This window comes from Marinobacterium zhoushanense, assembly GCF_014641945.1.
Lineage (GTDB): Bacteria > Pseudomonadota > Gammaproteobacteria > Pseudomonadales > Balneatricaceae > Marinobacterium_D > Marinobacterium_D zhoushanense.
In genome coordinates, this window is sequence record NZ_BMIJ01000004.1 from 244,631 (window position 1) to 269,421 (window position 24,791).

General features: G+C 54.8%; 19 protein-coding genes. 8 read left to right on the forward strand and 11 right to left on the reverse strand.

What is annotated here, in order from left to right; genetic code table 11:
* Window positions 1-234 precede the first annotated feature (234 nt).
* Window positions 235-1,563 carry an adenylate/guanylate cyclase domain-containing protein gene (locus IEX40_RS10860; protein WP_188748126.1) on the forward strand — a complete coding sequence of 443 codons (1,329 nt, stop codon included), beginning with the start codon at window positions 235-237 and terminating at the stop codon, window positions 1,561-1,563.
* Here the strand turns inward: IEX40_RS10860 and IEX40_RS10865 are convergent.
* From IEX40_RS10865 to IEX40_RS10905, 9 genes are all read right to left on the reverse strand, one after another.
* A complete protein-coding gene (locus IEX40_RS10865; RefSeq protein WP_188748128.1) occupies window positions 1,508-2,212 on the reverse strand; it encodes an HD domain-containing protein in 705 nt (234 codons plus the stop codon). The two genes, IEX40_RS10860 and IEX40_RS10865, sit on opposite strands and share 56 nt — an antisense overlap.
* On the reverse strand, window positions 2,196-2,687 hold the full coding sequence (locus IEX40_RS10870; RefSeq protein ID WP_188748130.1) for a cyclic nucleotide-binding domain-containing protein: 492 nt from the start codon (window positions 2,685-2,687) through the stop codon (window positions 2,196-2,198). Before IEX40_RS10870 ends, IEX40_RS10865 begins: the two co-directional genes overlap by 17 nt.
* 130 nt (window positions 2,688-2,817) lie before the next feature.
* Window positions 2,818-4,311, reverse strand: coding sequence for a protein adenylyltransferase SelO (locus IEX40_RS10875; protein ID WP_188748132.1), 1,494 nt, complete (start codon window positions 4,309-4,311; stop codon window positions 2,818-2,820).
* Between the two features lie 410 nt (window positions 4,312-4,721).
* Window positions 4,722-5,660: a porin gene (locus tag IEX40_RS10880; protein ID WP_188748134.1), complete on the reverse strand. Its 939-nt coding sequence runs from the start codon at window positions 5,658-5,660 to the stop codon at window positions 4,722-4,724.
* Window positions 5,661-6,048: 388 nt separating this feature from the next.
* The gene (hrpA, locus tag IEX40_RS10885) at window positions 6,049-9,978 is read right to left on the reverse strand and encodes an ATP-dependent RNA helicase HrpA (protein ID WP_229680709.1); all 3,930 of its coding nucleotides are present in this window, start codon (window positions 9,976-9,978) and stop codon (window positions 6,049-6,051) included.
* A 70-nt stretch (window positions 9,979-10,048) separates the two neighbouring features.
* The gene (locus tag IEX40_RS10890; protein WP_188748135.1) at window positions 10,049-11,674 is read right to left on the reverse strand and encodes an AMP-binding protein; all 1,626 of its coding nucleotides are present in this window, start codon (window positions 11,672-11,674) and stop codon (window positions 10,049-10,051) included.
* 11 nt (window positions 11,675-11,685) lie between these two features.
* Entirely contained in the window at window positions 11,686-12,489 is an 804-nt protein-coding gene (locus tag IEX40_RS10895; protein WP_188748137.1) for a class II glutamine amidotransferase, read from the reverse strand.
* Window positions 12,490-12,519: 30 nt separating this feature from the next.
* Window positions 12,520-13,011 (reverse strand): bactofilin family protein, encoded by a 492-nt coding sequence (locus tag IEX40_RS10900; RefSeq protein WP_229680710.1) that lies wholly within the window; start codon window positions 13,009-13,011, stop codon window positions 12,520-12,522.
* Entirely contained in the window at window positions 12,960-13,892 is a 933-nt protein-coding gene (locus IEX40_RS10905) for a M23 family metallopeptidase (RefSeq protein ID WP_188748140.1), read from the reverse strand. The genes IEX40_RS10900 and IEX40_RS10905 overlap by 52 nt, the downstream gene beginning before the upstream one ends.
* 246 nt (window positions 13,893-14,138) lie before the next feature.
* Here IEX40_RS10905 and IEX40_RS10910 point away from each other — a divergent pair, with 246 nt between their 5' ends.
* Entirely contained in the window at window positions 14,139-16,583 is a 2,445-nt protein-coding gene (locus IEX40_RS10910; protein ID WP_188748142.1) for an aldehyde dehydrogenase family protein, read from the forward strand.
* Here IEX40_RS10910 and ppnN read toward each other — a convergent pair.
* Window positions 16,568-17,962, reverse strand: a complete 1,395-nt coding sequence (ppnN, locus tag IEX40_RS10915) for a nucleotide 5'-monophosphate nucleosidase PpnN (RefSeq protein WP_188748143.1) — start codon at window positions 17,960-17,962, stop codon at window positions 16,568-16,570. The genes IEX40_RS10910 and ppnN overlap by 16 nt on opposite strands.
* A gap of 210 nt (window positions 17,963-18,172) precedes the next feature.
* On the opposite strand from ppnN, the gene IEX40_RS10920 reads away from it, so the two are divergent.
* From IEX40_RS10920 to yidD, 3 genes are all read left to right on the forward strand, one after another.
* The gene (locus tag IEX40_RS10920) at window positions 18,173-19,561 is read left to right on the forward strand and encodes a PhoH family protein (protein ID WP_188748145.1); all 1,389 of its coding nucleotides are present in this window, start codon (window positions 18,173-18,175) and stop codon (window positions 19,559-19,561) included.
* 493 nt (window positions 19,562-20,054) lie between these two features.
* A complete protein-coding gene (mqo, locus tag IEX40_RS10925) occupies window positions 20,055-21,590 on the forward strand; it encodes a malate dehydrogenase (quinone) (RefSeq protein WP_188748147.1) in 1,536 nt (511 codons plus the stop codon).
* Window positions 21,591-21,678: 88 nt separating this feature from the next.
* Entirely contained in the window at window positions 21,679-21,969 is a 291-nt protein-coding gene (gene yidD / locus IEX40_RS10930; RefSeq protein WP_188748149.1) for a membrane protein insertion efficiency factor YidD, read from the forward strand.
* Between the two features lie 116 nt (window positions 21,970-22,085).
* Here the strand turns inward: yidD and IEX40_RS10935 are convergent, their stop codons facing one another.
* Window positions 22,086-22,892: a mechanosensitive ion channel family protein gene (locus tag IEX40_RS10935; protein WP_188748151.1), complete on the reverse strand. Its 807-nt coding sequence runs from the start codon at window positions 22,890-22,892 to the stop codon at window positions 22,086-22,088.
* Window positions 22,893-23,213: 321 nt separating this feature from the next.
* Here IEX40_RS10935 and IEX40_RS10940 point away from each other — a divergent pair, with 321 nt between their 5' ends.
* The 3 genes from IEX40_RS10940 to IEX40_RS10950 all read left to right on the forward strand — a co-directional run bounded on the left by IEX40_RS10940 (window position 23,214) and on the right by IEX40_RS10950 (window position 24,394).
* Window positions 23,214-23,780, forward strand: a complete 567-nt coding sequence (locus IEX40_RS10940) for a TIGR04211 family SH3 domain-containing protein (protein WP_188748153.1) — start codon at window positions 23,214-23,216, stop codon at window positions 23,778-23,780.
* Window positions 23,781-23,883: 103 nt separating this feature from the next.
* Window positions 23,884-24,144, forward strand: a complete 261-nt coding sequence (locus tag IEX40_RS10945) for a GrxA family glutaredoxin (protein WP_188748155.1) — start codon at window positions 23,884-23,886, stop codon at window positions 24,142-24,144.
* A gap of 106 nt (window positions 24,145-24,250) precedes the next feature.
* A complete protein-coding gene (locus IEX40_RS10950; protein WP_188748157.1) occupies window positions 24,251-24,394 on the forward strand; it encodes a hypothetical protein in 144 nt (47 codons plus the stop codon).
* Window positions 24,395-24,791 lie beyond the last annotated feature (397 nt).

Consider the following 24,791-nt stretch of genomic DNA (forward strand, 5'->3'; position numbering starts at 1 on the left):
CGAAAACACACATTTTTCATGACCGCCGGGAGTGGTCTTACGAGCAGTTGGACTATGATGCATGTTATAGAGCAAGTGCACAAAAGCGTGAGAATATCCGCGTTGACTTTGTGGCTTAACAAACTCAATGCTGAAGAATCAAGGCCTTCAAGCCTGTCGAGCGCCTAGATTTGTCAACCAACTAGCGAAGCAAACGTGAATTCGTCGGATGGAATCAGGAGAATAGCGAGCTGGATGCGCTCTCCCGCAAGAGGAGGGCCAGGACGAACACTGACCGAACTCCCTCCGCGCATTCTGCGAGAGATCGAGCAACATCAAGCCGGCAGCGAACGCCTCATTGCCTGGATTCAGATGCTGGTAGTTTTTATATTTGGGATGCTCTATCTGTTGTCGCCAAAAACCTATCCCGAAGAAGCCAGCTTCGTTCCAGTTCCCTGGGTCCTGCTATTCTATCTTCTGTTCACCCTTCTGCAACTTTATGTCAGTCGCATATGCCTGCCGCCGGACTGGGCAACCTATATGTCGATTGTTGGCAATATCAGTCTGCTTTACCTCCTGATCTGGAGCTTCCACCTCCAATACATGCAACCGCCAAGTTTCTATCTCAAGGCCCCGACGTTGCTCTATATATTCATATTCATTGCCCTACGGGCACTGAGGTTCGAAGTCAGATTTATACTTTTTTCTGGACTGTGCGCCTCCGTCGGTTGGTTGATCATGGTGTATTACGTCTATCAAGACTCTGGGGCGGGTGCTTTGGTAACCCGCGATTATGTGGAGTACATGACCTCCAATAAAATGCTGATTGGCGCTGAGTTCGACAAGATAATCACCATTATCGTCGTGACGTTGGTACTGGCAATGGCTATTCACAGAGCCAAGCAGATCCTGATCAAATCGATAATTGAAACAACTATCGCCTGCGACCTGTCACACTTTGTACCTCAACAGGTAGCCGACAGCCTGGCCCAGGCGCCGGAAGAACCCCAGTCGGGACACGCGAGACAGACTGTCGCAACCATCATGTTTATCGACATTGAGGGGTTTACGGCGCTTAGTGAACGCCTGAAACCCAATGATGTGGTATCCACGCTCAATCTGTTTTTTTCTATTGTGGAAAGCGAAATAGAGCGTTACAACGGCATCATTAATCAATTTCAGGGCGATGCTGTTCTGGTCAGTTTCGAGCAGGGTACTCAGGACCACTCTCCTCCTGAGTGCGCGCTGTTATCGGCACTGAATATTAACGCTACGCTGGAAAGAACTCTCTTTGTTGACGATACCAAGCTTAAATGTCGTATCGGTATCAACACCGGCCAGGTCGTCAGCGGATATATGGGATCCCGTTCCCGACTGATCTACACAGTCCACAGCGATGCCGTGAACATCGCCGCCCGACTGGAGCAGCATAACAAGGAGTTCCGCACCTCTATCCTGGTCTCGGAAGCCACTAAAAAGGAGTGCAGGTCGGGACTAGCCCGCTTCGACATGAGAGGAACGATTGCGCTCAGAGGCCGGAACCATGGCGTCCAGGTTTACTCTGTTGAGCCTCTAGACGCATAGCAGCGAGGCGTTCTTTGCGCTGCTCCAGCAGCTCCAGGATACGCGCGATATTCTCTCGCGCCTCAGCTTCGTGGTATTTCCTGAAGGGAGGACTGAAATAGATGTGGGGACGTGCCGCCAGGCCGTTAAGGAAACAGATCTGCCGTTCGCAGAACTCCAGATCATCGATATCTTTCTTTTCGCAACGGCATTTTACTGTATCGATGAGGAATTGGTGCCATGGCCGACAGAAGCTGGCAAGATCGATATCGACGAGCAGCGCCTCCTCGCTGGTCTGCGGAGCGCCTGAGTGGGTGGTATAGCCGATCATCTTGATGATCTTCTCCTTGCCCGCGCTGCTCATCCCATCCGCTACCATCAGGTTGAATAAACGAGCACTGCGCTCTTCATGCCCCTGAGGACTAGGCAAGTAACAAGCATCATGGAACCATATCGCCAGCTCCACTGCATCCGGATCATCTACCGTTTCGGCGTATCGATCGAGCCAACCCAGGCACTGATCGATATGCGTCTGGTCATGATAGCTGCGCGAAGGCTGGCTATACTGCTTTTCCAGATAGGCATAGGCCTCTGCGGCACTCCATGCATTCCCATCCGGAGCAACGTTACGAGCCCATAATTTTTCAAACCGTTCAGCGCTCATCTTCATTATCGCTACCGCAATTGTCCAACTCCTGAAGCCGAACCCTGAGGACATCATTGCTATGCACTGCCTCAGCCAACTTATTGCTCAGCTGCCGCATGACATCCAGCGCAACTGTTGGGTTCGCCGTCACGAGATCGAGGAAGACACCTTCATCGATCTTCATCACCACAGTATCGCACAGCGCTTTCACCGACGCGGTCCTTCTGGTTTTGGAGAGCACTGCAATTTCGCCGATCAGATCACCGCGTTTACGAACTATGGATGAGGACCTGCCGCAATCCGTCTTGGACAGAATCTCCAACTCACCATCCATGACCAGATAAACGCAATCCGATGGATCATTTACCTTGATCAGTATCTCGTCTTTTCGACAGCTCAACAGCTCGCTGGTGAACGCCAGCAATTTCAGTTTCGAAAGCTCGACCTTCGAGAACATCGGTATCGCTTTGAGTCGTTCGACTTCCTGATTAATATCCAAGCAAATCCCATCCCACCGAAAAAGGGCCGCTGATATGTAGAAGATTTACATTCTCACGGCTGTTGGTCAAGTACTACACTTTTTCGCTGTTTTGACGCCAGTTTGTGCACTAATTCCAGCAGATGACTATTCAGGAGGAGCAGGTAAGACAGATCCCCCCCGCCCAGTCCGGCGGCGCCCCCGCGTAGCGGTCCAGTGCCGGATCAACGCACGCGGGATCTCGCAGCAGAGAAAGTAGTTCGTTCAACGGCCGGTAATCCCCAGCGTGCGCTTGACGTATCACCTCCTCCGCCATGTAGTTACGCAAAATATAGCGAGGATTGACCGCTCGCATCTGCGCCATTCTGATAGGAGCACTGGCCACTTCGAGTTTCAGACGAGTTTTATAGTCACCTAGCCACTCAACCAACTCGCCCGGTAGCCCACACAGTCCCAGCATATCTGCCAATTGGTCATCGGAGGGCAAATCTGACAGCTGGTACAGGAAACGGGTCAAATCCAGCTTGTGCGCAGCGGCGATCTGCCTCAGCCTGACAATGAGGTCAGCGTCCCCCTTTTCTTCCAGTTGGAGCCCAAGCCGCGCACGCATCCTCTTCAGCTCATGGAATCTAAAGCGCCCCATAAACTGGGTAAGCGCCTGTTCAAGTTCGGCCTGCGGCACCAGCGGAACGAGAGCTTGAGCGAAAGCGCTCATGTTCCACAGCACAATCTCCGGCTGTCGCTTGAACGCATAACGTCCTTCATCATCGTTTTTATTGGCAACATGATCCGGCTCATGCCAGTCCATGAAGGTATAGGGTCCGTAGTCGAATGTTTCGCCCAATATCGACATATTGTCGGTGTTCAATACACCATGAACGAAATCATAACTCTGCCACAGCGCCACCAGTTCAGCCGTACGCTCCTGGACCTCCAAATAAAGCGCCAAGTATGGATTATCAGACCCACGACACTGCGGGTAGTATCGATCGATACTATAGTCCGCAAGTGTCTTAAGCTGATCGTATTGGCGGCTGTAAAAGAAATACTCGAAGTGCCCGAAACGGATATGGCAAGGTGTTACACGCACCAGCAAGGCACAGGGCTCCATGCCATTTCTCTGGGTGAATTGTTCACTTGCGATCAAGCAGAGAGCCCGTGTTGTCGGAATACCCAGTCCGGCCATCGCTTCCCCGGCCAGATATTCACGGATGGTTGAGCGCAGCACGGCGCGTCCATCGCCGAAACGTGAGAAGGCGGTGCGCCCCGCCCCCTTCAAATGCAGATCCCAACGCTCGCCGTTCTGGTTGACCACCTCACCGAGCAGCAAACCGCGACCATCACCCAGATCGGGATTGTAGAAACCAAACTGATGGCCGGTATACTTCATGGCCAAAGGCTCAGCACCAGGCAGCGCGATCTCACCATTAAAGTAGCGAACCAACTCATCGAAATCGATGGCGCAGGGGTCCAGACCAATCAGTACACCAACATGGGGATTGAAACTGGCCAGATGCGCGCCCTTAAGGGGTTGGGGCACGGTACGTTGATACCACTGCTCAGGTAACCTTGCATAGGTGTTATCGAAATTGAGCCTTTCCAGGCCGCGCCCCTGTTTCACGTACACCTCACTAAACACGCTCATTGCCAATACCCTACCATTACTATCAACAATTATCTATCGGCGGTACCGAAGCCCCCCCCTCGCCGGAACTCGCATTTCCCGGTGTCGATTAGTTGACAGCCAATCTGAGAAAAGCTGCTCAATTAAAGGAATAAGCAACGAGTGCGCCAGTTATATGAAGGGACGAAAGAATCATCTGCGAAGATGCAACATCAGTTCAGCAACTACGATCTGCACATGCGTTAACCACAGACAGTTTCCCGTCTAGTGCACAGTACAGAGAATTTGGCGGGGAGAAAAACCGATACGGTAGGTATGCGGCCACATTAACCTGGCCAAGAGTGATATTTACACCTGCATCCCTTGCAGGCCCATAAACCAAAAAAGGCTCCCGAAGGAGCCTTTTTTTCTAGAAGTAATCCAAAAGTGGATTAGAACTTCAGAGTGTAACCTACAGAGAAGACGTCAACGTCGTCGCTGCCAGTGTCAGCGCTTACGAATTCAGCGTCCAGAGCGGCCATTTTGCCCAGGCTGTAGATAGCGAACAGGCTGTACTCGTCGTCGAAGCCGCTAACATCTTCATCATCAGCTGAGTGGTAGTTAGCACCCAGAGTCAGAGCGTCGATAGAGTGAGTCAGCATAACGCTGGCGATTTCGTTGTCGTCGCCAGTGTTTTCGTCACGGCTCTGGTAAGCCAGACCCAGAGTGGTGCTACCCAGGGTGTAGGAACCACCGATAGCAGCCCAATCGTAGTTAGCAACAGCACCGCTGTAGTCGCTGTCTACGTCCCAGTAGCCAGCAGTCAGGCTCAGGCCGCCCATTTCGTAGCTTGCAGTTACAACGTACGCATCAGCGTCAGAGAAATCGTTATCGCCTTCGATCTGAGCTGCAACACCTGCAGACAGAGTTACACCGCCGAAGGACGGAGAAACGTAGGCAGCAGCGTTACCCAGACGGTCCGGAGTCAGGTCGTATGCGAAACCAGAAGCACTCTCAGACAGGTTACCGATGTAGCCGATTACCTTCTCAGCCGGGTTACCGAACTGACCGACCAGCGCGGTACCCCAAGAGCCGGTAGCACCCATGTATACGTCACGAGTGGTCAGGCTGGAAGAACCGGTGTCGGCACCAACATCAATGTTCGGGTTGATTTCGGTTTCGTACTTGAAGATACCCTTGGTGTCTTCCAGACCCAGATCCACGTCGCCTTTCAGGCCAACACGGAAGTCGTCAGACTCGAAGCCAGTATCAGAACCGGATACGTTCTTCAGACGCATTTCGAACTTGCCGTACAGAGTAGCGTCAGCCTGAGCTACCATCGGAGCAGCCATGGCGCCAGCAACAGCCAGAGCGATCAGTGACTTTTTCATCAAATTTCCCCTTCAACATTCAACTTACTAGTAGTGAATTCTAGTTTTTCTTAGCACACCGGAGTGCTAGCTACGAAAAATACTATAATTCTTAAATATTTCAAACCAGTGAATGAACTTTTTTGATTTAAGCCATATACCGGTTTTTAAAACATTTAACTGAGCAAAATCTGAGCACTTCAGGAACTAATTTCCGCACTTCTTTTTAATCCGCTCAATCCTTAGGAGCCACAGAGCATTCGCTTGCAATCTGCACACCTAAATTGTGCGCATTACAACATAGCCCCTTTGCCCTTGCAACCCTTTGTAATACCTGAATCTGATACTTGTATCGGCGCTGCTCAACATTAACTCGGCACTACTTTCGATTGAGCTTTCAGCCGTACTCTCAGCTCAACTCCGCCAACCGCTTTCTGAGTCGCTTTTCCGATACAGAAAAACGAGTTCCAAGCTGCTGGGCAAATAACGAAACACGGTACTCCTCGAGCCACCAGCGATACTCTCTCAATCCATCGCTGAGTGAATCCTGAGCCTTCGCCTCCTCCCTGCGCTTTTCATACTGCTGCTGCAATGTCTGTAACTGCTCAGTCCATACGGTCTGTTGCCGCAGTTCGCGCTGAAATCTATCCAGGCGCATCTCAATCGCCTCAAGGTATCGAGGATACTGCTCTAGCCAGAGATCGGGCGTTTCCGACAGGTAGTGGACATGCATTAATCCTGTGAGCTGCTGTTTGATATCGTTCAAGATGGTTACGGCACTGAGATCAATGCGCCCGCCGATACGCTTCTCTATAGAATGAAGGCGCTGATGGCATAGCAGCACAAACTGACACAGCCCGTTAGCGTACTCTGCCAGGTTGGCACGCCCGTGCTCAAGGGCGGATTCAAACCCAGCCTGGGTTCTAAGGATCGAGTCATCACTCAAACCGGCAGCACGCCAGATCGCTTTTAACAGAATCTCGTCTTCCAGGCGCCGTCGCTCGAACCTTTTACCACCCAGTAGCATTATCTTATCCATCGCCGGTAACTGACGACGGACATACTTAACAACTTCAGGAATGCTGAGCAGCATTAAACGGGCAACTGCACGCCGGGTTCTAAATACCGCTTCATCGGCACTGGCAAACAGCTTCAGCTCTACACTTTCCCCTTGATCTTGCAGTCCAGGCCAGGCTTCGACCTCAATTCCTCCGGCCTGTTTGACGCGCACGCTCTCCTTCAGATCACCGAAGTCCCAACGAACTATGTTCTCCTGCCCCCAGCTGTCGCCACTGCCGGACTGAATCGCTTCCTCGGCCTGGGCTGAGTAGCGCTGACTAAGCCCTTCCCAATCACGCCCCTCCCCTACGGTTTGCTCCTGGGCATCGATCAGGCGAATATTCAGTTGCTGGTGGGGCTCTAATACCGACTCTCTTAACTGCTCCGGCGCAACCCTTACCCCAGCCATCCTCAGCAACTGATGACTGAGTGCCTCATAGAGATCTCCATCAGCAAACACCACCTGCTCACAAAAGGCCCGCGCATACTCAGGTACGGGAACGAAATGCTTGCGCAGCTGCTTCGGTAACCCCTTCAGGATTGCGATGACCTTTTCCTCAAGCATCCCCGGCACCAGCCAATCCAGCCGCTTTTTCGGCAACACCCTTAACAACGCCAAAGGACACTGAAGTGTCACGCCATCCTTCGAGGAGGCCGGATCGAACTGATATTCGAGTTTGAGTTCCACACCGTCCATACGCAGGGTGTCCGGATACTGGTTTGCACTGACATGATCCGCGGAGCGCTGAAGAATATCGGCTTCGGTCATCTTTAACAGATCGGGATCGCCCTGACGCTGCTTTTTATACCACTTCTCGAATCCGGCGCCGTTGACGATGTGACTGCCACCATGTTTCTCGAACTGTTCCGCATAGAAGCGGTAAAGCGTTTCTTCATCAACCAGAAGATCACGCCGACGTGCTTTGGACTCCAGGTTTTCCACGCTCTCCAACAGTTCGCGATTATGGTTGAAAAAAGCCGCCTGGGTATCGAACTGCCCCTCTACCAGCGCGCTGCGAATAAAGATCTCATGGGAGGCTTTCGCATCGATGGCACCATAGTTCACCCGCCGCTTCGGCACGATGATCAGTCCATAGAGCGTCACCTGTTCGGTGGCCACCACCTGAGCACGTTTTTTCTCCCAATGGGGCTCGGACCAACTCCGCTTCACCAAATGGCTGGCGGGGGGTTCGATCCACTCGGGTTCGATCTTTGCCATCTGGTGCCCATAGAGCTTGCTGGTTTCAATCAGCTCGGCCGCCATCACCCACTTAGGACTCTTCTTGAACAGCCCGGAGCCCGGAAAGATACGGAAACGGCGGTTGCGCGCGCCTAGATACTCGCCCTTCTCCAGTAAATTACCTATATGGCTGAGCAAACCGGCCAGCAGCGCCCGATGTATGGGGGCGTATTCGGCAGGCTCGCTGTTTTCCCGCAGTTTGAGTTCCCTGATGCTAAGGTGGAGCTGACGGTGCACATCACGCCACTCTCGCATCCGCATATAGGAGATAAAGTGTTTCTGACACCAGTTACGCAGCTGACTCTGGCTTAACTCCGCACGCTGCTCTTCATATAGATTCCACAGATTTAACAGCGTAATAAAATCCGAATGTTCATCGCTATAGAGTTTGTGTTTTTCGTCCGCTGCCTGACGTTTGTCGTGAGGCCTCTCTCTGGGATCCTGCACACTTAACGCGCTGGCGATGATCAATACCTCATTAAGCGCATCGTACTGCGCCGCCTCGATCACCATCCGCGCGATACGCGGGTCCACCGGCAAACGCGCCAGTTGCCGCCCCACCGGAGTCAACTGACGGCGTGCGTCGACCGCACCAAGTTCCTCCAGCAGTTTGAAACCATCGGTAATGAACCGGGAATCCGGCGGATCGACAAAGGGGAAGTCGGTGATATCCCCCAGCCTTAATTGCAGCATCTGCAAAATAACGGCGGCCAGGTTGGTACGTCGGATCTCCGCATCGGTAAATGCCGGCCGGTTATTGAAGTCCTCCTCAGAGTAGAGGCGAATGCAGGTACCGGGGGCGACGCGACCGCAACGACCGGCACGCTGATTGGCACTGGCCTGAGAAACAGCCTCGATGGGAAGCCGCTGAACCTTGGAGCGGTAGCTGTAACGGGAAATGCGCGCCAGGCCCGGATCGACCACATAACGAATACCCGGCACCGTGAGCGAAGTCTCGGCCACGTTGGTGGACAGTACGATTCGTCGTCCAGCGCCGCGGGTACCGTAAAACACCCGATTCTGCTCCTTCAGGGAGAGGCGGGCATAGAGTGGTATAACCTCTGTATCCCGCAGCTGCGCCTTGCGCAACAGGTCGGCTGTTTCCCGAATCTCACGCTCCCCCGGCAGGAATACCAATATATCGCTGGGACCGGAGCCGCGACTCTGGCGATCGATCAGGGTCAGCTCATCGATAGCGGCCAGGATCCCCTGCTGAAGATCCAGCGCCTGCTCATCTTCAGCCTCCATCTCGTGCAGCGGACGATAGAGGATATCCACCGGATAGGTACGTCCGGACACCTCAACCACAGGTGCATTATCGAAATGAGCGGAGAACCGCTCCAGGTCTATTGTCGCCGAGGTGATGATCAGTTTGAGGTCGGGACGCTTCGGCAGTATCCGCTTTATATAGCCAAGCAGGAAGTCGATATTGAGGCTGCGTTCATGCGCCTCGTCGATAATCAGCACCTCGTACTGCTCGAGAAAACGGTCGTGCTGGGTCTCAGCGAGCAGAATCCCATCTGTCATCAGTTTGATCTGGGTGTTATCCGACACCTGATCGTGGAATCGCACCTGATAACCGACCCGTTCCCCCAACGGCGTATTCAGCTCCTCTGCGATACGCGCGGCGACATTTCGTGCCGCCAGCCGGCGAGGCTGGGTGTGTCCGATCATACCCAGGCAGCCAAATCCCAGCTCCAGACAGAGCTTGGGAATCTGCGTGGTCTTACCCGATCCGGTCTCGCCGGCAATCACCACGACCTGATTATCCCGAATCACCTTGAGCAGCTCTTCACGCCGGGCAGAAACCGGCAGCTCCGGGTAGTCGATCGATGCAGGCAGTGCCCTTCTGGACTCGACACGCGCGATAGAAGCTGCGATCTCACCACCCAGCACGGCAAGAACGTCGGCCCCGGCCCCGGCACCTTCACGCTGCGCCGCATCCAGTCGTCGTTTAAATCTGAAACGATCGGCAATACGGCACTGGGCCAGGCTAGACCTGAGTGTAGAAAAAGAGTCGTGGGCGGTAGAGGCAGTCAAAAGCAGATAAACCTTGGAGTTTCACAGGGGCGGAATTCTACCGCAACAGATGTCGGCAAGGCGAACCTCGCTATGAGACGCGGTGCTCTTTTTGTCCTTCGTGAAGCTCCCGCAATGCGATCTCCCGAAGCTCTCGTCGCTGTACTTTTCCGATCGCGCTGCGCGGCAGGTCGCGGCAGAACTCGACACTGCGGGGCACCTTGTAGGAGGTCAATCGCTGGCGGCAATACTCCCTCACACCGCGCATAGTAAGACGCGGATTATTCGCCACCACGTAAACCTTGATCGTCTCGCCATACTCCTCATCAGGCAATCCGATCACTGCGCACTCTAAAATATCGGGATGGGCGCTGATTACGTTTTCCAATTCGCTCGGATAGACCTTAAAGCCGGAGATACTGATCACCTCTTTACGCCGGTCAATGATGCGCAGCTCGCCATTACCATAGATCTGCCCTATATCTCCAGTGGCCAGCCAACCGTCCTTGAGCACCCGGGCCGTTTCCTGTGGCTGCCTCCAGTAACCGAGCATCACCTGCGGCCCGCGCACCTGGATTTCGCCACTCTCGCCTATCGGCATCAGCTCCCCGGAGTCGCCAACGATACGCACCTCCGTCCCCGGCAGGGGGCGACCGACAGTGCCGACATGCTCAGTGCCTGGCGTGGCAACGCTGACAACGGGCGAGCATTCGGTCAGGCCATAGCCCTCGGTTATGCGACAACCGGTCACCTCTAGCCAGCGCTTGGCCGCCGATTCCGTCAGCGCCATACCGCCGGATATGGTCAGTTTTAACGCACTGAAATCGAGCTGGGTAAACTCCGCGTGCTGACATAGCGAGATAAATAGCGGGTTGACCCCCGCAAACAATGTAGGCCGAGCCCTCTCAAACGCACGCGACAGCTGTTTAAGATCCTGCGGATCCGGAATCAGCTCGATATAACTCCCCTGTGACAACATCGCCAGCACCAGCGTGAGTGAGTAGATGTGGTACAGAGGGAGGGGTTGCATAACGACTTGAGGCGCATCCATACCCGCTTCGCTCAACCTGCTGCGAATCTGTTCAAGATTGGCCAGCAAGGACGCATGGGTCAGCATTACCCCCTTGGCCGGCCCCGTGGTGCCGCCGGTGTACTGAAGCAGCGCCGTTTCCGCCTCAGTGATATCCGGCTGCAGCCAGACACGCCCGCTCTCAGCCTTCAGAACCCGGGATAGACGCAGACTGCCCTTGATTCGGTAGCGCGGACTCGACCCTCGGCGCATCCGCATGTAGGAGTTGATAGCCCAGCGCCGCCAGCCTGGGTGCAGGTCGGCAATATGGGTCGTGATCACGCAACTAACCGGCGTCCTTCGCAGCGCGCGCGCGGCGCGCCAGGCAAACGCCTCGTAGACGAGCAATGCCTGTACTCCGGCATCGTTGAACTGACGCTCCAACTCGTCCGGAGAAAGCAGAGGGTTGATATTGACCACAATCAGTCCGGCGCGCAGTGCGCCGAACAGCGCCACCGGATACTGGGCACAATTGGGTAACTGAATCGCAATACGATCGCCCGGTTTCAGGTCGGTATGGTGCTGCACCCAGGATGCAAAGCGGCGCGAGAGGATATCAAGGTCTGTAAAGCTGAGGCTCTGGCCCAGGGAGCCGACTGCCGGCCGGTCCCCGAAACGTCGACTCAGATTGCTTATAAACTCAGCCAACCCCAGCCGCATCAACGCCCAGCCCCATCCTGACTGCTGATCTGCCGCTCCACTTCACCGTCAACAAATACCACCATCTCCCCCGGCGCCAGACGCTGCCACTGCTCATTGTCGGTCAGAGGTTCTGTCGCAATCACCGTCACAATGTCGTTCGGTGTCGTCTCCTTATAGAAGTCGACCGACATATCCCGGTCACGCAGATGGGCCTCTCCAAAAGGCGCCCTGCGGGTGATCCAGCTGAGCTTTGTTGAGCAGTAACAAAACAGCTGCGTCGACTCACTGAGCAACATGTTGAACACGCCGAGACCTCGCAGCTTCTCACAGCAGTCATGCACCAGCTCAACCAGGGCGGACGGATCCTGCGGCGGCGCGTCGGGGTAGTGGGCACGGATCTGATCCAATATCCAGCAGAAGGCATACTCGCTATCCGTGGTGCCGGCAGGTCGATAATAGGTCAGCGGCCAATCGAACAGCTGCCTGTCCAACTGACCGTTATGTGCAAAGCACCACATCACACCCCAGAGTTCACGACTGAACGGGTGGGTATTGGCAAGACAGATATCGCCGACGTTCGCCTGTCGAATATGGCTAATCACCACTCGGCTCTTGATCGGATAGGCGATCAGCAGTTCGGCAATCCGCGAGTCGGCACTGGGCAGCGGATCATGAAAGGCTCTTAAGCCTCGCCCTTCATAAAAAGCGATCCCCCAGCCATCGCGATGAGGGCCGGTTTCCCCACCGCGGCGAATAAGACCAGCAAAACTGAAACAGATATCGGTCGGCACATTCGCGCTCATGCCGAGTAGCTCACACATCGCCAGCCTCCATATTCTGCGCCGAGCCTGCTATTTACGTGACAGCGTGATCCTGTCCGGCAGAGAGTCGATCAAACCGGTTTCCAGATCGATCACCAACTCTTCAGCGTCGGGCCTATCCTCCGATTCCACATGCCGGGCCTCGGCCTCCCAAGTCAACCTCCGATGCTGCCCAGGGAGATGACGTTCGCCGACAAAATGGCCATCGGGATCTATGGATAGTGTAGAGCAATAAACGTTGGCACATACGCGCCCACCGCGCTCGATATGCAGCGACTCGCAGATAAGTTCACCCTCGAGCTCACCGCTGACGTTAACCGCATGGGCCCGAACTCTGCCGCAGATACGGCCCGACTTGCCGATCGATATGTCGTCACTGGAGTCTATGCTGCCTTCGAACTCACCATCGACGTGCATCTTCCCGGAAACGCTGGTTTCACCGTGAAAGCGGTTTCCCTGAGCAATAATTGTTACTGAGGAGCGGTTTGATTTAGCGGATACATTGCGCTTAATGATTCCCACGGGATCTCCTCGACATCGGTAAAGATTGAATCAAAGTTATCCAGCCCCCACTTCATGAAGGGCTCCGGATCGAGCGCCGTATAGAGTTGACGAACTTCGTAGTGCAGATGGGGCCCGGTTGAATTTCCGCTGTTGCCGCTGAGACCAATCTGCTGTCCCTTGTGTACGAATGCTTTGGGCTTGACCAACACCTTCTGCAGGTGGGCATAGACGGTCCTGAACCCCAGATTGTGGTCGATCCGCACCATGTAGCCGTAGCCGCTGCCCTTATTATACCCGGCGAACTCCACGACACCGTCTGCCGTGGCATACACCGGCGTACCGATCGAGACTTTAAAGTCGATACCGCTGTGCATAATGCGCTTCTTCTGAATCGGGTGCATCCGCATGCCGAAGCGATCAGTAATCCGTTCACTTTGAATAGGCACGCCATTGGGTACACCGTAGAGCATGAACAAGCGCTCACGCGCGGCCGCTTTCGCCACCTCGGCCCGTTCCTTCGCCGTCGTCTCCGAGTCACTCTCCAGTATGCCCAGCATTGACTCAAGATCACCCAGTTCGGTTCCCATCACATGGTTCTGCTGGACCAACTGGTCGCGTTCGACCGACAGCTGCGACAGCGCATCGCCTAGAGATTCAAGTTCGGTTCGATAGAGCTGCTGGGTGCCCAACATCAGCTCATACTGATCCGCCAACTGCTGGTGGGTATCCTCAAGGTCCAACAGTTCATCGGTCGTTTTAACCAGCAACAGGTTGGAGACAAAAAAGCTCAGGGCCGCCATCAGCAGGAAGGCCGCAACAAGATATTTCGCTAACTGATTTAACGTATATTGCCGTGATCCGTGCACGGTCGTCAGCGTAACTACTAGCTTACGTCGCAAAAACAACCACCCGCCGCTGGCCAGAAAATCGGGCTAATATAACGTCTTAGAAGGCTTATGTCATAATGAAATATCCCCCCTTGACCGAGCCCCCTACCCAGGGGCGATTCATATCGACTCAAACCGCCGCGGGTTGCACCGGCCTTCTCATTGACCGATAAAGTGCATCTAGCCGCGCTCATCGAGAAACAATTCGGATAAACTTGGGCGTCACGTCCAGACCAGACAACACCAGGAAGGTACCCCATGTTACCGCTACCGCTCTATTTTGCTGATGAGTTTCGGCTCATACCGGCGAGCCAGCTATTTCGTGCGGTACAGCAGTCGGCGCTATGCAACAGCGACGCATTAAAGCTTCAATTCGAAGCGCTCGGATTCAAGTTCCGACAAGGGCAAGTACTAGAGGCGGAACCTGAGGGTGCTTCGGCGCACTCCAGTCCTCCCGCGCTCATCCACCTTCCCTATACAAACACCCAGGCCAACCACCGGTTCAATCTGTATCTCCAGGCGATAGAGGCCCATGACCAAGCGATAACCTTACCTACTGCACAGCCTGTGGTGAATGTAAATCCGCTCCACTTGCACCCAAACTGCTCCGTGACGCCGTCGGCCAATACCTTTGAGATACTGGTCCGCAAACTGACCGCGCTGACCCAGGTTGCGCGCGCTCATAACGTACGCCTACAGTTGGCAGCGCCCGGCGAGGAGCAACTGGAGCTCTGGTTGAAATTGATCGCACGCGTCTTGTCGGAACTTTCTTCGGTCCGCTCTTCGGAGCTTTCTTCCGAACCCTCTTCGGAACCTTCTGAAGCCGCTATAGGGCTAACCATCAGCGCCACCTCAAACCGGCTACTCCCGTCACTAGGCTATCTGGCCAGGCTCAGCCTGGATACGAACCGAACGCTGGCAATCCGCCTGATTCGGGGCAAGAGCCATAACAACGCTAAACAAGAACAAATAAAGCATGCGCCGACTGGTATCGACTCGCCAGAGATCGCGGAACTCAATTTTGCTGCAGCCTGCGCCTTCTTCGAAAGCGAGAACAGTGCGCACCTGAATCCTGAGCTGGCGATCGATGGTCCGGGCTTACGTCCAGATGCGCCAACTACTTACCGACGGCATGACTATCCGACACCCTGTACGCTGAAGGGCATCGACAGCATAACCCAGCAGTTCGCAGAAGCTCTGAACGACGTGAATGAGCGACCGATTCAAGCCAGCCCGATCATAGCTGGAACCCCCCGCCCAGAGCAGGAGACAGCGACGCTGTTCTGTCCCGGTGCGATCCACTCGCCAATCGGCTCGCTGGTGCCTACAACGGAGTCACAGGCACGCGCGGCCTATTCGACTTGTAACGACGCCCAATTGAGCTGGCAAGCACTACCTGTCGATAAACGCTGTACTTCAATCCAGAGTTTCGCCACCCTGCTGGCACAAAGGCAGATCGAGCTGGCAACTCTGTGCGCGCGCGAAACGGGCAAGCCAACTGATGACTGCCTGCTCGAAATTGAAGATGCATTGACCCTGCTATCCCAGCACCTGAACCTGGTCTCTCAGCTGTACCAGCCCAAGCCGCTGCACTCCATTGAAGGCACCGAGTCACAACTCTTCCCTAGACCACTGGGTTGCGTACTCGGCCTGCCGCTCTGGAACCAGCCGATACTGCAGTTCTGCGCCATGAGCAGCGCCGCCCTGCTAACCGGCAATGCCATCCTGTTCAAGCCGGATGCACACGCGTCCCTGGTGAGCACAAGGCTGTTTCAGCTACTGCTTCAAGCCGGCATACCGCCGCAACTGATCGCACTGATGCCCGGGCCTTTGGCAACTGCAGGCTCCGCTCTGCTTGACGACCATCGCCTCGGCGGCGTGCTGTTTACCGGCAGCCCGCTTGCCGCAGGTGAGATTCAGCACCGCCTGGGGAAACAGCTAGGTATCCACCCCCTTCCCCTATTAAGCGATACGGGCGGCGTCCATGCGGCACTGATAGACGCGGATCAGTCTGCAGAGGAGTTGCTCCCGTTGCTGCTCAAGGCAGCCTTCTCACACGCAGGACAGCATCCCGCCTCATTACGGATTCTCTATCTGGAGGAAACAATTGCCGACGACGTCGAGCAATTGCTGTGCGAAGCGCTGCCCTATCTCAGAGTCGGACAAGCTGAATCGCGCGACACCGATATCGGACCGCTCATCACGCGGGAGCAGATGGACAGGGCCTATCTGCATATCGAGCGCTTTAGAGTGAAGGGCCGGCTGATTGCACAACCGGAGCTGCACACCGACTTGGAGGAGGGGTATTTCATTCCACCGACGTTGCTGCGCCTCTATACCCTCGACGAGCTTCAGGAGCAGGTGGAAGCGCCTGTATTGCATCTGGTGAGATTCAACCGCGACGACGTCATCCGGTTACACGACGAGATCAACCGGTCGGGGTTCGCCATGGCGGTATCAGTGTTCTCGAATGATCAACAGCTGTGTGATCAGGCGATGCTGAAGTTGAAGGTGAGCGAATTGAATATCAACCCGGCGCAGCTCTATCCGCACAGCTCGCACTGTCCTGGCCTTGGCATAGGACTCTCCGGCACTGCGCCGCTGCCGGGGACCGTCGACTATCTGCGCGCGCTGATGCGCCTGCAGCGAATCAGCCAGCCACCCACGCGGCTGGCTGACAGGCTACCTCAAGTTCCGGTTTGACTGCCTTCGGGGCGGGCCAGACGGAAACAGGGTCTATAGTCCTCGTGGTTGATCTTCATCCTGCGCTGCTCAACGAATGAGCTGAGCAGCCGATCCAGCGACTGCATCACCGAAGGCTCGCCGTGCAACTCAAACGGACCGTACTGCTCGATCGCCTGGATCCCCGGTTCCTTGACGTTACCCGCGACGATACCGGACAGCGCGCATCGAAGCTGAGCGGCCAACTCGTAATCGGGCTGATTACGCGACAGGTTCAGTGCCGCCATGTTGGCATGGGTGGGCTCGAAGGTTTGCTGCAGTGCCCGCGGGATATGGAGCTGCCAATTATAGTGGAACGCCTCTCCGGTAGCGCGTCGATGGGCGGTTACCTCCTTGAGCGACTCCCTGGCTCGAACGGCGACCCCATGCGGATCATCGATTATGATCTCGTACATGCTGCGAGCACGCTCACCCAACGTCTCCGCAATGAACCTGTCCACGGTTTCAAAATAGGCCTCACTGCCCGCAGGGCCGGTAAAGATAAACGGAAAGGGTACCTTAGTGTTCTCTTCGCGCAGCAATATGCCCAGCATATAGAGGATCTCCTCGGCGGTACCTACACCGCCAGGGAACACCAGGATGCCATGCCCAAGCCGCACGAAAGCCTCCAGACGCTTCTCGATGTCGGGCATGATGATCAATTCATTCACGATCGGGTTGGGTGATTCCGCCGCAATGATGCCGGGCTCGGAGATCCCCACGTAACGGGCAGCGTTGATACGCTGTTTCGCATGCGCTATCGCCGCGCCCTTCATCGGCCCCTTCATCGCGCCAGGACCGCATCCGGTACAGATATTCAAGCCACGCAAGCCAAGCTCATACCCCACTTTCTTGGTGTACTCGTATTCATGGCGAATGATCGAATGTCCGCCCCAGCACACCATAAGATCGGGTTTGACATGAGGCTGCAGTGCGTTGGCGTGGCGCAACAGGTGAAATACAACATTGGTTGCCATTGCCGACGGATCAAGGTCATCACAACGACTGCTGAACTCATCTTCGACATACAGCAGGTCGCGGACGACCGAAAACAGGTGTTCCCTTATACCTTGTATCAACTCACCATCCACGAACGCGCTGGCCGGTGCGTTGATCAAGTTCAACTGCACTCCGCGATGCTTGTGGCTGATCTGTATATCGAAGGTGCGGTAACGTTCCAGCACGGTGCGAGTACTGTCGAGCTCGCTGCCGCAGTTCAAGACCGCCAGCGCGCACTGTCGCAGCAATCTGTACAACCCGCCCTGGCTTTTATCCTGAAGTTTAGCCACCTCATAAGGCGAGAGCATATCGAGACTGTCCAGCGGTTTTACACTGGCGTTTACAAAAGCTTCGGTCATCATAACGACCTCCCTGTGCAGGCTAATGCGTACAGCTCCGCAACTCCGGAAATCGCCTTTCCGGAGAAAGGACCTGCCCATTCAATATGAACCTAGATTTTAAGTTTGGCTACTATCCGCGTAAAAAACAGACACTTGCAAAATCAACAATTGTAAACGGGAAGCCGTTGAATTAGTTTTGGTTTCATAGCCCTCCGCAGAAGGAACCGCTCAATGACTGCGTCCAAGCTGTATATCCTCGATACCAACGTTCTACTTCACGACCCCAAGTGTCTGTATGAGTTCAAAGAGCAGGATATCGCGATACCGATGACTGTTCTGGAAGAGCTCGACGACATCAAGGACCGCAAGAAAAACGTCGCCGCTGAAGCGCGCGTGGCGATCAGAGCCATTGATGACATCATCAGTACCGCCAAGGATGCCAGCCAGATTACCAAGGGTGTGCAGATCCGCCTTGAGGGTAAGGATCGGCCGATCAAGCTCGGTCATCTGTCGATCTTTCCCGACCATGAACTGACCAGTCGACAGGGTTTCCTGCCCGACGAACGCAACAAAGACAACAAGATCATCAATTGCGCCCTGCATCTGCAGGCGACCTACCCCCACCGCCAGGTAATCCTGGTCACGAAAGATATCAATATGCGCCTCAAGGCGCTCGGCGCTGGACTGCAGCGGGTTGAAGACTATCGTACCGACCAGCTGGTATCCGATATCGAGCTGCTGCCGGCGGGCCACGTACATCTGGAGAAACCCTTCTGGGAGGGGGTGGAGCAGGTCGACAGCTACCAGGAGGATGGCAACACCTACCATCGCGTCGACCGCGCGCTGTTGCCCGACACCTACCCCAACGAGTTCATCTACGATGACAGCAAGGATTTCGCCGCACGCACGATCAGCGTCAGCGGGGACAAGGTCACCCTGCTCGACCTCGGCTACGAGCGACTGATGCAGCAGAGCTGCTGGGGGATTCAGCCGATCAACCTGCAGCAGGCGTTCGCCATGCAGGCACTGCTTGATCCCAACATCGACCTCAGCATCCTGCTCGGCGCCGCCGGTTCAGGCAAGACGTTGATCGCACTGGCCTGCGCGCTGGAGATGGTGATCGAGGAGCGACGCTACAACAAGATCATCGTCACCCGCTCCACGCCACCGGTTGCTGAGGATATCGGCTTCCTGCCCGGTACCGAAGAGGAGAAGATGACACCCTGGCTCAGTTCGATAAACGACAACCTGGAAGCGATGCACGAGCACGACGAACGTCCGCAGAGCAGCGTCAAATACGCTATCGAAAAGGCCAACATCCAGTTCAAGTCACTGAACTTCATCCGCGGTCGCAGCATTCAGAACGCTATCGTTTTGATCGACGAGTCCCAGAACCTGACCCCGCAGCAGTTGAAGACGATCCTGACCCGTTGCGGCAAGAACACCAAGATGGTGTGCCTGGGCAACCTGGCACAGATCGATTCCAACTACCTGACCGCCCTGACCTCGGGATTGACCTATATAGTCGAGCGATTCCGCGGATTCGAGGGTTCCGCCAGCATCCACTTCGAAGGGATCTTCCGCTCCCGTCTTGCGGAATACGCAGAAGAGCAACTCTAGCCCACACATCGACCGACCCGCCACCTGCTCAGGGTGGCGGGTTGGACCGAGACCTCACGCCTTTTTCCCGTCAGACTTTGGTCAGAACGACGAAAGTCGTATACCACCATGCACCCCCTGAAATAGCTGACACTCGACCACCAAACAGCAGATTCAAAGCAGATATACACGCAACTCACAGGTTTTATTCCTGCTCCGAATGCCTATAATGCAGCGCAACAACAATCTAATTACAAAAAAATTAAAATCTCGCCCTGCGCATGCGTTTGCAGACACACCTCTCAACGGATACGCCAGGCGCGACTGATTAGAACCGGCCTGTCTATTGGCCCCCTCCCCGAACGATCCTGACGGCTGGCTAACCCGGGCGATCAGTTCGGAAGACGATACCCGAACAGCGGCTCAAGGCTCTACACCTGACCGCTGGCGAGGCCAAAAGCCTTTGTGGGTTTCGTAGTGAATCCCATTGTTTACTATCAATTGGCGAACTCATATGACTACAAAAACTGTCGACGTATTGCTGGTCGGAGCAGGTGCGATGAGCACAACCCTCGGGATGCTGCTCAAACAGCTCGACCCGGAGCTCAAGATCTGCATGGTTGAGCGTCTTGACTATGTGGCCCATGAAAGCTCGGACGGATGGAACAACGCAGGCACGGGACATGCCGCCTATTGTGAACTGAACTACACTCCGCAAAAGCCCGATGGCAGCATCGATACCACCAAGGCTTTTAATATCAACGCGGCGTTCGAAGTCAGCCTCCAGTTCTGGTCTTACCTCGTCAAGCAGAACGCACTGCCCTCACCGCGACAGTTTATCAATCCGACCCCGCATATGAGCTTCGTCTGGGGCGAAGAGAACGTCGAATTTCTGCGTAAGCGCCACGCGGCGCTTTCAGCACACCCGGCCTTCGCCGACATGGAGTACAGTGAAGATCCCGCTGTGCTGCGCGAATGGATGCCGCTGGTGATGCAGGATCGCAATCCTGCCGATAAGGTTGCAGCCACCCGCGTCGGTTACGGCTCAGATGTGAATTTCGGCGAACTCGCACGCGCCATGGCTAAATACCTGGGTACGCAGCCCGACTTCGACCTGCTGCTGAGCCGTATCGTAAAAGATCTGGACAAACAGAGTGACGGTAGTTGGAACGTGGTACTCAAGAACACTGAAACAGGTGCCAGCGAGACAATTAACAGCAAGTTCGTATTCCTCGGTGCCGGTGGCGGCGCACTGCCCTTGCTGCAAAAATCCGGTATAGAAGAGGGTGCCGGCTATGGTGGCTTCCCGGTCAGCGGCCAGTGGCTGGTGTGCAAGAAGCCGGAGATCGTCGAACGGCATCTTGCCAAGGTATACGGAAAGGCACCGATTGGCGCTCCGCCGATGTCCGTTCCTCACCTGGACACACGCATCATCGACGGTCAACGAGCACTGCTGTTCGGCCCCTTTGCCGGCTTTACTACCAAATTCCTTAAGCAGGGCTCATTCCTGGACCTGCCCTTGAGTATTCGCCCGGGCAATATCAAGCCTATGCTTTCCGTAGCGATGCATAACATGGACTTGACCCGCTATCTGATCAGCGAAGTGATGCAATCACACGGCTCACGCGTCGAGGCCCTGCGCAATTTCTTCCCCAACGCCAAGGACGAGGATTGGACCCTGTCCCACGCCGGCCAACGTGTCCAGATCATCAAGAAAGACGCCGACAAAGGCGGCAAACTTGAGTTCGGCACCGAGGTCATCACCGCCGCCGATGGCTCAATCGCCGCACTGCTGGGCGCATCCCCTGGCGCCTCAACTGCGGTCGGCACGATGATCAGCATCGTAGAAAAGTGCTTCATCAAGATTGGCGGCCACAGCGACTGGACCGCTCGTATCAAGGAGATGATTCCATCCTACGGCGAATCGCTTAATGACAATCCGGAACTGCTCAAACGCGTGCGCGCTTATACCCTGAGCACACTGCAGCTGCAGGAGCAAAAGGAAACTCTGGCACAGGTACAGCAGGCAGACACGCGACAATCTGCATGACCTGTATGCCACCCCACCCGCTGCCGAGCTATTGGCAGCGGGTGACATTTCACACTATGTTGTCAGAGTAACCTCAGAGAGGAATGCAATGACAACGCTTCGCCGCGGCATTATTCAACTGCTCAAATGCCCCATCAAGATCTATCAGTATCTGATAAGCCCACTACTGGGCAACAACTGTCGCTTCTACCCCAGCTGTTCTCACTACACGCTAGAGGCAATCGAAACCCACGGTCCTCTGCGTGGATGCTGGCTGGGATTAAAACGCATCCTGCGCTGTCACCCGTTCAGCGACGGTGGCATCGACCCTGTGCCGCCGCCTCGCCATCTGTGCAATCACGAGCCATCTAACAGCTGCGATCATACAACTGACGATTAGCTGCCAACGGGAAGTTTCATATCAGATTTGGAGGCTGAGGAAATTAAGCTGTGGACGGCCTGAAATATATAGATATGCAAGCGCTCCCCTCCTAGGCAAGAAGGGGAGCTGATGCCTTACTCTTCTGCCGCACTGCTGGTATGTACCTGCATCTGCGGATAAGGAATGGTAATACCAGCCTCGTCGAATCGCAGTTTGACCTGCTCGGTCACATCCCAGTAAACCGCCCAGTAATCTGCCGTTTTAACCCAGGGACGAACGTTGAAATTGACACTGCTATCCGCCAGCGCGGCAACTGCGACCATGGGAGCCGGCTCGCTCAGCACGCGCTCGTCGGAGGTCAGAATCTCCATCAGGATCTCCTTGGCCTTACGCAGGTCATCGTCATAGCTGATTCCGAACACCATGTCGACACGACGCGTCTCGCGCTTGGAGTAGTTGGTAATCACCCCAGCGTAGATACCACCATTCGGCACGATCACCTCGCGGTTGTCACCAGTACGCAACACGGTATTGAAAATCGCAATGTGTTCGACAATGCCGGAAATACCGACCACCTCTACGAAGTCTCCCTCTCGGAACGGCCGGAACACGATCAGCAACACCCCTGCTGCAAAGTTTTTCAGTGAATCCTGGAGCGACAGACCGATGGCAAGACCTGCCGCACCCACCAACGCAATAAGCGATGTGGTATCGATACCCAGCTGCCCCAATGCCGCGACGATAATGAACAGCAACAGCAGCACATTCACGATCGATGAGACGAATTTCACTAACATCTCGTCGACACTGGCACGCCGCATCATGCGTCCGGCCAGAAGTACCAGGTGCTTGGCAAGCCAGCGCCCGACAAAGAATATCGCCAGTGCCAGCGCTATATTGATAGCCCAAGGCAGAATATAGATATCCCAGAAGCTTTCCATCTACAGTCCCTCGATTCCTTTTTTCATACCGCCAAAGGCATGATTTACTTATGGATATACAGGTAAAAACCTATCGATAATAGACAGGCAAAGCATGAGATCCAAATACCGCAAAGTCAATTAAGGCGATAAATTCAACACCACTTATTCCCCGCTCGGCGACGCATGCGTGTTAACATGCGCGGAACGGTCCAACCCCATGATTTTAACGACAACCCTTTGAACTTAGCCAAACAAGAGCAGTCACTGTTGTAATTCTGTCGTAACTGACGATGGAGCATTTCCCTAACAGGCTTTCAGGCAATAGCTTCGGACAGTTGAATGAAAAAAGTGTTACTTCTCGCCCTGCTGGGCACCCTCACCACGACCGCTTACGCCGAGCCGGCGCATATCGCTGACGATGCGTACGTATTCATGAATAGCGGCCCGAGTGATCAATATCGCATAAACGGCAGGGTTAACAGCGGCGAACCAGTCGTGATTCTCGACCGAAAGAATAACTATATCCAGATACGCACGGAAAGCGGACGCGTTGGTTGGGTGCCCGACTCGCTCATCGAGCCAGGTCCGAGCGATCTGGTTCGGATGCCAAAGCTAGAGTCCGACCTTGCAGAGGCTCGCAAGCGCATTGAAGCACAGAAGAAAGAGATCGAAATCCTGCAGAGCTCCGCACAAAGCAGGCGCCAGGAGAGCGAGGAGAGCCAAGCCAGGGTAAGTGAGCTGGAAAAAGAGATCACATCCCTCAAATCCCAGATCGCCAACATGGATCAATCTAACCTGATTCGCTGGCTTACTCATGGCGGCTTGGTAGCGCTGGGTGGTGTTCTGCTTGGCCTGCTGGTTCCCTACCTGCCCAAAAGGCGTAAACCACGCAATGACTGGTTTTAATAGCCGTATGCAATAACATCCATAGAACATATTGATTGTTCATTATCATCTGCCGCCTATTTAATGAGGTCACATCGTTTTTTGACCTTACAGGGAGACGCTGATGAAACGTATTACGATCTTCGGCCGCGAAGGATGCGGCTTCTGCAGGCGCGCCAAGGAGCTCTGCGAGATGCGTGAGCTCGATTACCGCTATATCGACATCCATGTAGAGGGGATCAGTAAGGCGGACCTGGAAAAAACCGTTGGCAAGCCCGTCGAAACCGTTCCACAAATCTTTTGTGGCCAAGAGCACATTGGCGGGTATACTGAGTTTGCAGCCTTCGTCGAAAAGACTCTGGCAGAGGCAGCAGAGACAGAGTAAGGTCGGGATAGGCAAGGTTACGACCATTTGAGGCCTGGACCACCTGAACCGAAAGCCGAGCGTTGCGTGGCCGCGGCTCGGCCCAGCCCAGAAAGGAGAAGATCCGATGCTGACAACTCTGGTTATTTTGGCCATGATCGCCGTAGCAGGTTTTGCGTGGGCGCAGTTTAGTGCGCTCAACCAGCAGCAGCGAGATGTTGCGCCCTTACGCATCCGGTCTGACGAGCATCGTCCACGCCGCCGTCGCTAACGTTAAATATCCTTATCCGGTTTGGCAGTTGCATTGGTTCGATCGACGCAATTGCCAGACTCTACACCAGCAAGATTTCGTCACACCAATACGCTCTATTACAAAGCCGCTCTATTAACAACAGTCACTGGCTACCAAGTCCACATGATAGCTCGTCAAAGCAATCATAGAATGCCACTACCTGCGACACACCGACTTTGTCGACTACCTGTTAATCGACTACCTGATACCCCCCCATAACCAATTTCAAAATCGACATATAAAAAAAGGCCGCGAGCGTTTACACGCCCGCGGCCTTAACGAATTCACTTGCTAGCCGAGGCATTATTAACCATGCCTCGCTGCGCGGGTACGCCTTCCATGTAACCGGCAGTGGTGAAAAGGGCCAATATTATAG